The organism is Pseudoalteromonas sp. B131b, from assembly GCF_037162545.1.
In the GTDB taxonomy this organism is placed as follows: domain Bacteria; phylum Pseudomonadota; class Gammaproteobacteria; order Enterobacterales; family Alteromonadaceae; genus Pseudoalteromonas; species Pseudoalteromonas fuliginea.
Genome location: NZ_JARLUZ010000001.1, coordinates 3,711,060 through 3,722,532 on the forward strand (window position 1 = coordinate 3,711,060; position 11,473 = coordinate 3,722,532).

11 protein-coding genes are annotated in these 11,473 nt (G+C 36.6%); 8 read left to right on the top strand and 3 right to left on the bottom strand.

What is annotated here, in order from left to right; all coding sequences use genetic code 11:
- The first annotated feature begins 219 nt into the window (after nucleotides 1–219).
- Nucleotides 220–954: a dienelactone hydrolase family protein gene (locus P4S65_RS17005; RefSeq protein ID WP_096793515.1), complete on the top strand. Its 735-nt coding sequence runs from the start codon at nucleotides 220–222 to the stop codon at nucleotides 952–954.
- A gap of 32 nt (nucleotides 955–986) precedes the next feature.
- Here the strand turns inward: P4S65_RS17005 and P4S65_RS17010 are convergent, their stop codons facing one another.
- Nucleotides 987–1,910 (bottom strand): LysR family transcriptional regulator, encoded by a 924-nt coding sequence (locus P4S65_RS17010; protein ID WP_337120640.1) that lies wholly within the window; start codon nucleotides 1,908–1,910, stop codon nucleotides 987–989.
- A 156-nt stretch (nucleotides 1,911–2,066) separates the two neighbouring features.
- On the opposite strand from P4S65_RS17010, the gene P4S65_RS17015 reads away from it, so the two are divergent.
- The 7 genes from P4S65_RS17015 to P4S65_RS17045 all read left to right on the top strand — a co-directional run bounded on the left by P4S65_RS17015 (nucleotide 2,067) and on the right by P4S65_RS17045 (nucleotide 10,598).
- Nucleotides 2,067–2,750: a type 1 glutamine amidotransferase domain-containing protein gene (locus P4S65_RS17015; RefSeq protein WP_170072057.1), complete on the top strand. Its 684-nt coding sequence runs from the start codon at nucleotides 2,067–2,069 to the stop codon at nucleotides 2,748–2,750.
- A gap of 116 nt (nucleotides 2,751–2,866) precedes the next feature.
- Nucleotides 2,867–3,448, top strand: a complete 582-nt coding sequence (locus P4S65_RS17020; protein WP_337120641.1) for a rhomboid family intramembrane serine protease — start codon at nucleotides 2,867–2,869, stop codon at nucleotides 3,446–3,448.
- Between the two features lie 77 nt (nucleotides 3,449–3,525).
- A complete protein-coding gene (gene yghU, locus P4S65_RS17025) occupies nucleotides 3,526–4,368 on the top strand; it encodes a glutathione-dependent disulfide-bond oxidoreductase (RefSeq protein WP_337120642.1) in 843 nt (280 codons plus the stop codon).
- 214 nt (nucleotides 4,369–4,582) lie between these two features.
- Nucleotides 4,583–5,389, top strand: coding sequence for an ABC transporter substrate-binding protein (locus P4S65_RS17030; RefSeq protein WP_337120643.1), 807 nt, complete (start codon nucleotides 4,583–4,585; stop codon nucleotides 5,387–5,389).
- A 428-nt stretch (nucleotides 5,390–5,817) separates the two neighbouring features.
- The gene (locus P4S65_RS17035; RefSeq protein WP_337120644.1) at nucleotides 5,818–7,089 is read left to right on the top strand and encodes a PAS domain-containing protein; all 1,272 of its coding nucleotides are present in this window, start codon (nucleotides 5,818–5,820) and stop codon (nucleotides 7,087–7,089) included.
- A 65-nt stretch (nucleotides 7,090–7,154) separates the two neighbouring features.
- Nucleotides 7,155–9,113, top strand: a complete 1,959-nt coding sequence (locus tag P4S65_RS17040) for a response regulator (RefSeq protein ID WP_337120779.1) — start codon at nucleotides 7,155–7,157, stop codon at nucleotides 9,111–9,113.
- A gap of 111 nt (nucleotides 9,114–9,224) precedes the next feature.
- Complete coding sequence (locus tag P4S65_RS17045) at nucleotides 9,225–10,598, top strand: FG-GAP repeat domain-containing protein (protein ID WP_096793517.1); 1,374 nt, start codon at nucleotides 9,225–9,227, stop codon at nucleotides 10,596–10,598.
- 88 nt (nucleotides 10,599–10,686) lie between these two features.
- Here P4S65_RS17045 and P4S65_RS17050 read toward each other — a convergent pair whose 3' ends face one another.
- Both P4S65_RS17050 and P4S65_RS17055 read right to left on the bottom strand, forming a co-directional pair.
- Entirely contained in the window at nucleotides 10,687–11,139 is a 453-nt protein-coding gene (locus tag P4S65_RS17050; protein ID WP_337120645.1) for a hypothetical protein, read from the bottom strand.
- A 12-nt stretch (nucleotides 11,140–11,151) separates the two neighbouring features.
- Nucleotides 11,152–11,427: an EF-hand domain-containing protein gene (locus P4S65_RS17055; RefSeq protein WP_007376870.1), complete on the bottom strand. Its 276-nt coding sequence runs from the start codon at nucleotides 11,425–11,427 to the stop codon at nucleotides 11,152–11,154.
- Nucleotides 11,428–11,473: the final 46 nt, after the last annotated feature.

Genomic DNA, 11,473 nt, shown 5'->3' on the forward strand with positions numbered 1-11,473 from the left:
CTATTTAACGTTAAGAAAATTACGCTAGAACTAGGCAAAAATTTTTTATCTAGTTGTTCTAAATAAAAAATTTTTAACGACGTTATAGTGAAATTTAATTCGTTAAATTGATCAAAGATTTATGCAGGTTGGTATAAATACTCAACAACAAGAGTCGTTTATTTTATCGCGCTCAGTTACCATATCATTATATATAATTTTATTTAACTGAGCGCTTTTATGATAATCCAACAACATAATGCTGACTTGCCAACATCTACAGGTTTAATGCGAACAACTGTATATCGCCCTCAAGCGCAAGGACAGTTCCCTGCTATCATTTTTTATTCTGAAATATTTCAGCAAACCGCCCCGATTGCACGCAGCGCAGCTATTTTAGCAAGCCATGGCTTTGTGGTGTTAGTCCCGGAAGTATTTCACGAGTTAAACCCTATAGGCACTGTGCTTGCTTACGACGATGCAGGTAAAGACAAAGGCAATGCCGACAAATGGGCAAAACCACTTGAGCATCATGATAGCGACACGCAAGCCATTATCGACTTTATAAAGCAACAAACTTACTGCACAAGCACCGTAGGCGCAATGGGCGTATGCATTGGCGGACATTTAGCTTACAGAGCAGCACTTAACCCTGAAATTAAAGCGGCTTTTTGTTTATACGCTACTGATATTCACAGCAATACATTACCGGCAAAACTAAGCAACAACTCATTCGAGCGTATGGCTGATATACAAGGTGAAATTCACTTTATATGGGGAAAACAAGACCCGCATGTACCAAAGGAAGGCCGCGCTAAAATATACCAACAATGTGTAAGCACAAACATTAATTATCAGTGGCAGGAAGTTAACGCACAGCATGCCTTTATGCGTGATGAAGGTGAGCGATACGACGCTGCCCTTGCTATTAATATGTATCAACAAGCGGTTGCATTATTTAGCCGTACTTTATAAGTGCTTTATAAATATTTTAAAAGCGAAAATAATTAAACGCCTTTCAGCATACCTAAAGCGGTATGCTGTTTTACAAAGTAGGCTTTTAAGTAATCAATAAATAATCGTAGTTTTTTAGATCCCGCAGCCCCTGGCGGAAATACTCCATACAGTTCAATATCTTTACTTTTATAATCATCTAGCACTATTTCAAGTAATCCTGCTTGTACTTTAGGCCACGCATCGTAAAGCGGAATACGCCCAATGCCATGCCCTGCTTCTACAAAGGCAGTACGTGCAGCTGCGTTATTAGTACTCAACCCGCCTTGCATTGTAATGTCGTGTTTTTTACCATCTTTTGAAAGCGTTAAGGTTTTACTTCCTAGCTGATAAACCACCCATTGATGATCTGCCAATTCTAAAGGGGTTTTAGGCTTCCCAAAATGTGTAAAATAATCTGGTGCACCACAAATGCAGGTACTCATTGTTGTAAGCTTGGTTGCTTGCAAGTTCGAATCGCTAAGTGCCACGCCTCTAATTGCAAAATCGAACCCATTTTTAATAATATCAACCACATCGTCAGTAAGTTGTAAGTCTATTTGAATTTTAGGGTATTGGCGCTTAAACGTATTTATTGCGGGCACAATTAGCTGCATTCCTACATTTACAGGGCAGCTAATTTTAAGTAAACCTTGTGGCTCACTCTTTATATTTTCTATTTGTTGGTTAGCCGCATTAGCTTGTTCGGTAATTATTCTACAACGTTCATAGTAAGCAATGCCCGCCTCAGTGAGTGCCATGGTACGAGTTGATCGATTCAATAAAGTAACTTCAAGCTGAGTTTCTAACTTTTTTAAATGATAACTTGCTACGGCTCGCGTAAGCCCTAACTGTTTAGCGGCAGCGGTTAAACTGCCTTGCTCTACAATTTGCGCAAATACGACCATGCTCTTTAACTGCTCAAACGACACCTTCATGTGCGCTCCGTAGAGTGTTTTAAATTCAACCCACTTATTGTATCAATTATTAAACCAATAAAGTTAAATTTATCATCGTTGTTTAAAGCTCTGTTAGTGCATATAGTAATTGGTAGCAAGATAAACTAATTCAAATCATCAGAAGGAATATATTCAATGTCTAAAAAAATACTTATGGTTCTTACATCTCACGCAGAACTTGGTAACACTGGCGAAAAAACAGGTTTTTGGGTAGAAGAATTTGCAGCCCCTTACTATGCATTTGTTGATGCAGGCGTTGAAGTAACATTAGCGTCTCCAGCTGGCGGCCAACCACCAATTGACCCGACAAGTACACTTGTCGATTTTCAAACAGATGCAACAAAACGTTATGACGCAGATAGCGCAGCACAAACACTTATGGCAAACACTAAAGTATTGAGTGAAGTGAACTCAAGCGACTTTGATGCTGTATTTTACCCAGGCGGTCACGGTCCATTATGGGACTTGGTTGACAACACTGATTCAATCTCACTTATCGAAAGCTTTGTAAAAGAGCAAAAGCCTGTTGCTGCGGTATGTCATGCAAGTGCTGCATTTTTAAATGTTAAAGATGCTGATGGCAATGCACTAGTAGCGGGTAAAAAAGTAACTGGTTTTACTAACTCTGAAGAAGCTGCAGTGCAACTTACCGATATCGTGCCATTTTTAGTTGAAGATGAGCTAATCAAAAAAGGCGGCGATTATCAAAAAACTGACGACTGGGGTGTATTAGCGCTAGTAGATGGTTTAGTAATTACCGGCCAAAACCCTGCAAGTTCTGAACTAGCAGCCAAAAAACTATTAACTAAATTAGGTTAATAGTGAGTAATAATTAAAATTAAGCACAGCATTTTATGCTGTGCTTTTTTAATTGCTTTTCATTAGCAAATACAATTCCTATACTGGCAACTCTTAAAGTCAATTAGGACGATTATATGGCAGCTAAGCCAACCACACAGTTATTACTAACCAGCACACGCTTTGCAATTTTTAGCGTTGTTACTATTTGTTTTGTTTTGCAGATAATCAATAGTCTTCCCGGCATTAATCTCAATGGCTTGGGTATTTATCCGCGTAGCATTCAAGGCTTAATTGGTATTTTATGTGCACCATTTTTACATGGTAGCTGGTGGCATTTTGCCAGCAATATGATTCCTTTTGTGGTGTTAAGCTGGCTAATTTGCCAGTACAGTGTAAAACGCTTTTATAACGTATTAATTTTTACAGCTTTAGTTGGTGGGCTGTTAGTGTGGATGTTTGGTCGCAGTAATATCCATGTTGGCTTAAGCGGTGTTATATATGGTTTATGGGGTTTTATCCTATGCTACGGCGTAGTTAGGCGTTCACTAAAATCCATTATTATTGCCGTGGTTGTAGCAGTCCTTTATAGCGGTTTTATATGGGGTGTTTTACCTCAGCGCTATCATGTATCGTTTGAAAGCCATTTATTTGGAGCGCTAAGCGGATTGTTTTTAGGTTATAGATTAGCAAAAGCCGATAAATTAAAAGGTCGGTAAATTAAATATTAGGGCCTTTAATTAATTTTTTATGGCCACATTTACCATATATGTATTTCATCTAACAGAGGTTATTTATGAGTGATAAAAACGAATACACGCCCCCAAAAGTATGGACGTGGGAAAGTGAAAGTGGCGGTAAGTTTGCCAGCATTAACCGCCCAATTGCAGGCGCGACTCATGACAAAACCCTACCTATTGGTGAGCACGCATTTCAGCTTTATTCTCTTGCAACACCTAATGGCCAAAAAGCTACAATCATGTTTGAAGAGCTTTTACAGCTTGGTTGCACCGATGCAGACTACGACGCATATTTAATAAATATAGGTGATGGCGATCAGTTTGGATCTGACTTTGTTGATATTAATCCAAACTCAAAAATCCCAGCGCTAATGGATCATTCAACCACGCCACCTACTCGCATCTTTGAATCAGGTTCTATTTTACAGTATTTGGCTGAAAAATTTGATGTACTCATCCCTAAAGATTTAAAAGCTAAAACAGAGTGTCGTAACTGGCTATTTTGGCAAATGGGCTCAGCACCTTACTTAGGTGGTGGGTTTGGCCATTTTTATAGCTATGCACCAAGTAAAATGCAATACCCTATTGACCGCTTTACAATGGAAACTAAACGCCAACTTGACGTGTTAAATCGCCATTTAAGCGAAAATGAATACATGGCAGGTGATGAATACTCAATTGCCGATATTGCAATTTGGCCTTGGTATGGCTCGCTTGTTTTAGGCGATTTATATGATGCAGCTGAGTTTTTAGATGTTGCTTCATACACTCACGTTGTACGCTGGGCTACACAGGTTTCAGAGCGTCCAGCTGTAAAACGCGGTCGTCGTGTTAATCGCACATGGGGCCCTGAAGAAGAGCAAATGGCAGAGCGCCATAAAGGCAGTGATTTTAAATAAAATAGCCACGCTATCTTTGTATAAAAGCCAGTAATCTTTGCTGGTTTTTATACTTCAAAAAACACGCCATTTATTGCCAATAAATCAATTAAAGCAACAGCTTAATACAAATTAACTATTTAAATCATTTATTATAAAATTATTTTCTTTTAAAATATGAAAACGCTCCAAAATAAGCTAACTTTAATATAAATTATTAAAACTAAGTGTTTTTATGCGTATAACTATTTATCTCATCATCATAAGCCTCTTTTATACGGCCTCTTTTTCCTTTAGTACCTACGCTGAAAATATTAAAACACTGACTATTTATCACGATTCTGACTACTCTAATCATAACGAATCCGCCTATGCAATTAAAATGGGAGCACTTACAGCACTCGCCGAAATTAATAATAATGTACAAGGTTACCAAATAAATTTTATTGAAAAAGATAATAGAGGAAACTCTAATCGCAGCTTGCTGCATATGCAGCAGTTTTTAAAAGATTCAAACGCGTTAGTTTTTTTGGGAGGTCTACACTCTCCTCCCTATATTAAAAATAGAGATTTTATAAATAAAAATAAACTATTACTTTTAGTTCCTTGGGCTGCTGGTGGGCCAATTACCCGCTACCCTGACGCGAAAAACTGGGTATTTAGACTCTCTGTAGACGATACAAAAGCAGGCCATAGAATGGCCCAATTTGCAACGCAGACTCTTGGCTGTCAAAAACCCCAACTGTTATTAGAAAATACCCCTTGGGGTAAGTCTAACAATATTGCGATGAGCAAAGCATTGGGGAATATTAAAACTAAAGTAAATTGGTTTAATTGGAACATAAAAGCGAATAGTGCAAAAATAATTCTACGTGAAATCATAAGCGACCAAGCAGATTGTATTTTGTTTGTGGGTAACGCACTTGAAGGAGCTGAAATAATTAACGCTATGGCAAGCTTTGTAGAGAATAAGCGAGTACCTATAATTAGTCACTGGGGGATCACTGGGGGGATTTTTTCACAAATGTTGAGCACGCAATAAAATCAAACCTCAACCTGCATTTCATACAAAGCTGTTTTTCTTTTTTAACTAAACCCCAAACAAAGCTTACCAAAAACGTGGTAAATCAAGCGCTATCGCTTTCCCCCTTCTATAGCACCAGAAAAGCTGGATTCTCCGGCTGGGTTTATTCATGCATATGATCTTACTAAAATTCTATTACAAGCTATTTCGCAAACAACATTAACCGACGATATACAAAAAAACAGGGCGAATATTAGGCTCGCACTAGAGAATTCAAATCAACCAATCGATGGATTAATTAAACAATATAAGCAGCCTTTTACTCTGTGGTCTAGTGATGATGCAGATGCACATGAAGCACTTGGGTTAGATGATTTATGCATGGCAAATTATAAACCTGATGGGAGTATTCATATATTAAATAATTTAGAAGGCACTCCAGAATAATGCCAAACTCACTGAGTAATAAATTTAAACTGACAACAAACAATGCATTTTATACTTTTTTAGCATTGAGTTTAATACTTTCAGTAACAATAAGCCTTTTACTTGTTGGGAGCAGAGCTAATGATGCTATTTATGATTTACAGAGTAAAAGTATAGAAATTGAATCGGAGTTAACCACTAGCTACTTAATGCTTTTTATAGAAACTCGAGAACAGATCCTCAAAGATATTGCTCGCCAGCCAATTTTGTCAAATGCAATCATGGGCTCAGAGACATCTAAAGCTGCGCTATTAGATTACCTTGATGAATATAAAATTTTAGGAAAAACCGAAAAGCTTGTTATTACAAATATTCTCCAAGAAGTTGTGTATAGCAGTGACTCATCATTAGCTGAGGTAATTGCGACAGAACCTACTTGGCTAAATAGTATAATTAACAATCAAATAGAAAGCGCTGTTATTTTACGGTCATCACAATCGCAATATTTTTTTACCATTGCAGTACCTATAAAATATAACAACCTCAGTGAAGGGGTGCTAACAGTACAATTTAGCACACCGCTTAGGGAGTTATTACCTGCAAAATTTGTATTAAATAATCACAACATCATACTCAGTGGCCCTTGGGTCTCTTTTTCAAATTTAGATGAAACACAGCAGTATATTTCAATCAGTAAAAAACCGGTTGGCTCCACAGGCATTGAGTTAAATTATTTAATAAAAAACAGCTTGTTAGCTGAAAAAGTAACCGCCTTTATGCTAGATATAGCAGTAGCTCTTATTTTAAGCCTACTCCTTTCATCTGTTGTGTTATTAATTTTTGGTAGGCATTTACTATTAAACCCATTTAAGCAGCTTGAGATTTCAAAAAAAGCGATCAAATTAAGTGAAGCCCGTTATGAGTTAGCAGTTGAAGGCAGCAATGATGGTATTTGGGATTGGGATATCCTCTCTAATACAATATATTTTTCCCCACGGATTAGAGTATTACTTGGATACAATGAAAACGATATAGAGTTTTTACCTAATACAATTGAAACATTTAATAACCTAATTCATATTGATGATATAGATGAAAACCAAAAACAATTAAAAGCGCATTTAACGCAAAATAAACCATATAATATTGAATACCGCTTAAAGAATAAATCAGGTGTATACCGTCACTTTAGAGCGAAAGGCATGGCATTACGAGACAGCAATAATATTGCCATCAGAATGGCGGGCTCAATTACTGACATCACTGAACAAAAAAATCACAAGAGGCATTAAAAAAAGCCAAAGAACAAAATGATTTATTAGCCCATGCTATAGAGTCTTGTAATGTAGGAATATCGATCGCAGATGCTAAAGTTCCTGGTCTACCTTTAGTATTTTTAAATAGCGAGTTTGAAAAAATAACCGGTTACAAAAAAGAAGATATGATCGGTAAAAATTGCCGTGTTTTACAAGGCCCCAACACAGATAAAAAATCAATATCGGTCATTAAAAACGCAATAAAAACATTAAAAACTCAGCGTGTAGAAATAGTAAACTACAAAAAGGATGGCACCGCATTTTGGAATAGTTTACAAATCTCCCCTGTTTTTGACGAACACTCTAAACTCACCGCCTTTGTAGGAATTCAGCAAGATATCACTAAACGGATTGCTGCCAATCATTCATTAATTGAAGCAAAAGCATTAGCAGAACAAGCAAATATAGCAAAAAGTGAGTTTTTAGCCTCAATGAGTCATGAAATACGTACGCCTATGAATGGAGTACTCGGTATGCTTAACTTTATTTTAGATAGCCCTTTAAACGAAAAGCAGCAATATCAAACACGTATTGCACTTAACAGTGCAAATTCTTTACTCAATATAATTAATGATATTTTAGATTTTTCAAAAGTAGATGCAGGTAAGCTTGAGCTAGAAGAGTTAGAGTTTAACTTGCATGCCATGCTAGGAGATTTTTTAGAAACAGTCGCAGCTCAAGCATATAGTAAAGGTATTGAACTTATTTTAGATATTACAGATATCAAATACCCTTTCGTTATTGGAGATCCTGGACGACTCAGACAAATATTAACAAATCTTGTTAATAACGCCCTTAAATTTACCCATGTAGGGGAAGTGCAAATTATTGCTAAATTAATTCCCACTAATGGGAATGAAATACGCTTTAACTGCCAAGTGAAGGATACCGGAATAGGCATTCCAGTAGATCAACAAGCCAAGTTATTTAAATCATTTTCACAAGTAGATTCTTCAACAACACGGAAATACGGCGGGACAGGATTAGGCTTAGCTATCGTTAAAAAACTCTGCAATTTGATGCAAGGTGAAGTAGAGGTAAAGTCGGACGAAAATAAAGGGAGTAACTTTATTTTTGATATCACTTTAAAGAAAAGTAAAAAAACAGAAAAAATAATGCCTCCTATAGATATTACTGGAATTAACATACAAATAGCGTGCAGTAACAAAAGCCAAGCTAACGTACTTCAAAAGCAGCTTACACAATGGGGAGCAATCGTAACAATAAGCTCATCAGCAAAAATTGCGCTAAATACTTACGAGCAATTTTATACCCAACATGCTCATCCTTTCGACATTGTAATTATTGATACAAAACTTAGCGACAGTAACGGATTAACACTCGGTAAAACGATTAATGATCTAAATCTTCTCAGTACAGCAAACCTTGTATTGATGACCACAATAGATCAGTTTGAAACTAATGAACACTATAAACAAAATGGTTTTACTGCTTACTTTCCAAAACCGATGACAACTAAAGATATTTTTAACCTTCTTACAAAATGCTTACCCGAGAGAAATACTTTACATAGTGAAAATACCCAAACTTGTACCATAACCGAAAAACCACTTGGGCCGAATGATATTGTATGGCGTGAAGATATACGTATTTTATTAGCTGAAGATAATCAAATTAATCAGATTGTCGCCGCAACAACATTGAAAAAGATGGGAATTAGTGTTGTAGATATTGCGACCAATGGTAAAGAGGTACTTGATTACTTAGATCAAAAAAATACTATTGAGCCATACTCTCTTATTTTAATGGATTGCCAGATGCCTGTTATGGACGGATATCAGGCAACAACTTTAATTAGAAATAATGAAGCAAGAGATAAAGCAAACGCCATTACAATCATAGCCATGACAGCGAATGCTATGACCGGTGATAAAACTAAATGTTTAGATTCCGGAATGGATGACTATATATCAAAACCAATTGCCCAAGATATTTTATTTGAAAAGCTTTTAAAGTGGCTTCCTCACTCTGTAAAATAGACATTCAGCCACATTTTCTTACATATATTTAGTTGTTCTAAAATTAGTCGTTGGTACTATAAATTAATCTTGAGCAATACTATATTGCTCGTTAATTTAAAGGATTAACGAATGAATAAAATAATAATAACGCTATGTGCTTTAGCTCCTTGCCTTGTATCAGCACAAAAACTAGCAATACAAACAACACAAGCATTAATTACAACCGACTCCGCAACTGTATTTGCATATAACAAGACCCTAAAGCAGCTTGAGAGCATCAATTTACTAAGCGCAAAAAGCATTCAACTTACCCTACCCAATAATGCGATTGGTTTTGATGTAGCAACACTTGCCAATGCCGATACCAAACAAGCACTAATTTTAGCAAACGACGGGGTTTATAAAACCAATAGCGACAAAACAACATTATTGTTTACTTATGAATCAGTGCTTAATACATTAAAAGTAGATGAGTTTGAGAAAATTGATTTTGTTTTTGATGCCAATAACGATGGTTTAAGTGATATTTTTATCCCTAATTTAACAAGCAGCACCTTATATGTTCAAAACAAAGACGGCAGCTTTAAGCCCAACCAATTTATGCAAACACCTTTGTATGAAGGTCGTTTTTCAAGTAAAGGACTTTCGCTGGAAGTTAATATTAGCAATAAACCCGTCGTTATTGATTTTAACCACGACGGCTTAAACGACCTAGTATTTTCAAACGACTTTGGAGCAGATGTACTCCTTGCTAATTCAGAGGGCTTTGAGCAAAAGCTTACCTCAATTGACTTTGACATCGAGTTAGGCGAACTAAGTAATGGTGAAACTCGAAAAATAAAGCAAATTATTGATATTAATAACGACGGATTTCTGGATTTTACAACCAGGCAGTTTAAGCCTACGCAAGGTATGGATTCGTTAGATATAAAAATAGCACATACTTTATACCTAGGGAGCGCTAAAGGTTTTACTAATACGCCCATTACCTTATTTGAAACACAGGGCCCTAGTGAACTATTGCTCAAAACTGATTTTAATAATGATGGCTTAATTGATTTACAAAAAATGGACTTAGATATTGGCTTAGGTACTATCGCGTCTATGGCATTGGGCGGTGGCAGTACTGATGTAGATGTAGAAATGAATCTTTATAAACAGCAATCCGACGGCTCATTTGCCAATAAATCGAGTATCGAACTTGATTTAGAAATGGAAGTGGGAATGAACGGCAATGATTCCAAACCAGCGCTCTATTTAGGCGATATTAACGGCGACAGCTATATTGATGCGGTATACAAATACAGTAAAAAAACACTGTATATTTATTACGGAGAGCAAGATTCACTGCTAAATAAAAAACGTAAAAAATTAAAATTAACGCTGCCTAAAAATAACAAAGATATTCTGTTAGTTGATATAAACCAAGATGGTAAAAAAGATTTTGTATTTAAATTTACCGAAGAAGATGGCACCAACAAAATAGAAACACGGTTAAATTAAGCCAATAAAAAAGCCCAACAGAATTAACCGTTGGGCTTTGGACTTAAGACTTTCGAGTAACAGTCAGCTTTACTCTAAGTAATAATACCTAAGCAGTTACATTTAGCAGCGAATCGCCTTCACTTAAACCAAATTTCTCTTGCACTGATGCAAGGATTGATTCTTTATCTTCACCTGACAACTGGTTTAAATACTCAGTTAAGAGCTCATCTAAATAGCTGACTACTTCGTCTGTATCGACTGATTCTAATGAGTTTTGCGGCGGTGGCGGACGCTGGCCTTCTGCCCGTCCTGCATCACCAATACTTTTAGCATCAAATTCAAGTTCGCCCATTAAATCAGCAAGCTCTTTAGTGGGTGCAATACCTTGTTCTTTAAATGCTGCTTGAATACTTTGCGCATCGTCGCTAGTTAAGTTTTCTGCATCAAACTGTGCAAGCGTTTCTTTAATAAAATCGCTTTGCTCTGTTGTTAGCTTTGCTGTTTGGCTGCTTTGTTGCGACATCAAACTGGCAGAACTGCTGTTAATACTATTAATCATTTTAGTACCCTTTCAACGTTCACGACGAGGTGGTTTATGATCGCTAAGCTCTTGTTCACTGATTTCGCCATTACCATCGGCATCTATAGAATCAAAAATTGTTTGTGCATCGCCGTGCGGTGGTTTTTTAGCACTAAACTCTTCAAAGCTAATTACACCATCGCCATCAGTATCAATAGTTGAAAAATCAGGTCTTTCAGGAGGATTGTCACCGCCTCGTGCAGCTACATTAGCTGAAAAAGCAATAGATAATATTGCCACAGTGGCAAGTGTTGAAAAATGCTTCATAGTAATAACCTCGTATTTAAGAATTAAATTAAGATTACGCTTTAAA

What these genes read in the sequence shown, in the direction of transcription:
- P4S65_RS17045 (WP_096793517.1), top strand. Translation starts at nt 9,225, where the DNA reads ATGAATAAAATAATAATAACGCTATGTGCTTTAGCTCCTTGCCTTGTA.
- P4S65_RS17010 (WP_337120640.1), bottom strand. Translation starts at nt 1,910, where the DNA reads ATGAAGGTGTCGTTTGAGCAGTTAAAGAGCATGGTCGTATTTGCGCAA.
- P4S65_RS17050 (WP_337120645.1), bottom strand. Translation starts at nt 11,139, where the DNA reads ATGATTAATAGTATTAACAGCAGTTCTGCCAGTTTGATGTCGCAACAA.
- P4S65_RS17020 (WP_337120641.1), top strand. Translation starts at nt 2,867, where the DNA reads ATGGCAGCTAAGCCAACCACACAGTTATTACTAACCAGCACACGCTTT.
- yghU (WP_337120642.1), top strand. Translation starts at nt 3,526, where the DNA reads ATGAGTGATAAAAACGAATACACGCCCCCAAAAGTATGGACGTGGGAA.
- P4S65_RS17055 (WP_007376870.1), bottom strand. Translation starts at nt 11,427, where the DNA reads ATGAAGCATTTTTCAACACTTGCCACTGTGGCAATATTATCTATTGCT.
- P4S65_RS17035 (WP_337120644.1), top strand. Translation starts at nt 5,818, where the DNA reads ATGCCAAACTCACTGAGTAATAAATTTAAACTGACAACAAACAATGCA.
- P4S65_RS17005 (WP_096793515.1), top strand. Translation starts at nt 220, where the DNA reads ATGATAATCCAACAACATAATGCTGACTTGCCAACATCTACAGGTTTA.
- P4S65_RS17015 (WP_170072057.1), top strand. Translation starts at nt 2,067, where the DNA reads ATGTCTAAAAAAATACTTATGGTTCTTACATCTCACGCAGAACTTGGT.
- P4S65_RS17030 (WP_337120643.1), top strand. Translation starts at nt 4,583, where the DNA reads ATGCGTATAACTATTTATCTCATCATCATAAGCCTCTTTTATACGGCC.